We start from the raw sequence: 1,419 nt of genomic DNA, 5'->3' as shown, positions 1-1,419 counted from the left end.
GGAGTCTCAATGAAGTTGTCAAGCCGCCATCGGGACCGGTGGGACGGGGGTGAACACCCGCCCGTCCCGCAACAATGCCCACAGCACGCTCACCCTGCGCCGGGCCAGAGCGATCACCGCCTGGACGTGCTTGAGCCCTTCAGCGCGCTTCTTCTGGTAAAACTCCCGGTTGGGCCCGTCGCTGCGGATGGACGAGAGCGCGGACATGAAGAACACCCTGCGCAGAGCGCGGTTGTAGCGTTTGGGCCGGTGCAGGTTGCCGGTCCGGCGCCCGGAATCCCGGGGCACGGGCACCAGCCCGGCCGCCGACGCCAGATGCCCGGCGTCTCGGTAGGCGGTCAGATCCCCGGTGGCGGCGACGAACTCCGCCCCCAGGATCGGTCCGAACCCGGGAACGGACTCGATGATCTTCGCGGCGTCCAGCTCCCGGAAGGTCTCGCGGATCTGTCTCTCGGTGTCCTTCAACCGCTCGTCCAGGTCCAGGATCTGGCGGGCCAACTCGGCCACGATCGACGCGGTCACGGCCTCGCCGGGCACCTGGGTGCGTTGGGAGGCGGCGGCCTCCATCGCCGTGGCGGCGATCGCCTCGGCGCTGCGGACCTGTCTCTTGCGCAGCCAGGTCTCCAACCGGGCGCGGCCGATCTTTCGCAACCCGCGGGGGGTCTGGAAGCCGGTCAGCAGCACTACCGGGCCCTTGGCTCCGGAGTAGTCGAAGGCACGCTCCAGGGCAGGGAAGATCGAGCACAGGGCATCGCGCATCCGGTTGATCGCCCGCACCCGGTCGGCCGTCAGGTCGTTGCGGTAGGCGGTCAGCACGGCCAGGGCCCGCACGGTCTCGGCGGGCACGTCGATGGGCGCGAAATCGGTGCGGTGGCGCACCGTCTCGGCGATGACGTAGGCATCACGGGCATCGGTCTTGGCCTCGCCCCGGTAAGCGGCCGACATGCGGTTGACGGTGCGTCCGGGCACGTAGAGCGGTTGCTGGCCGTGGGCGGCGAGCAGGGCCAGCAGCAGTGCGGAGGCGGTGCCGGAGATGTCGATGCCCCAGACCGCCTCGTCTGCAAGCGCCAGGATCTCGCCCAAGGCGTCCAGGACCGCGGGCTCGTCGTTAGCGATCTTCTTCGACCACACGGTGGTCCCGGCGTCATCGACTGCGGTCGCCCAGTGGTGGGCCTTGCCCGCGTCGATCCCGACCCACACCTTGCGGGGACGCTGTTCCACTCGTTCCTCCCAGAGGGTGACGTCATCGCGTTGGCCCGTGGAACACCCCGTCGTCATCTCCGTAAACAGCGACCCAAGCGCGGATCTCAATCAGCGACCGGAGCGCCCCGGAGGGACGGGCGGCCACTCCTCAGAAGCCACTGGGGACAAGACACGATCAGCCACACCCGGCCCTCCCGGGCCACCAACCAACTTACG

Annotated in this window: 1 protein-coding gene; it reads right to left on the bottom strand. The window is 69.1% G+C overall.

Annotated elements, in window-relative coordinates; genetic code table 11:
• Nucleotides 1-18: 18 nt before the first annotated feature.
• Entirely contained in the window at nucleotides 19-1,221 is a 1,203-nt protein-coding gene (locus tag ACSIH6_RS39295) for an IS110 family RNA-guided transposase (RefSeq protein ID WP_435113964.1), read from the bottom strand.
• Between the last annotated feature and the right edge of the window lie 198 nt (nucleotides 1,222-1,419).

Source organism: Nocardiopsis synnemataformans (genome assembly GCF_965343085.1).
GTDB lineage: Bacteria > Actinomycetota > Actinomycetes > Streptosporangiales > Streptosporangiaceae > Nocardiopsis > Nocardiopsis alborubida.
This window is presented reverse-complemented; position numbering and strand designations above follow the sequence as displayed.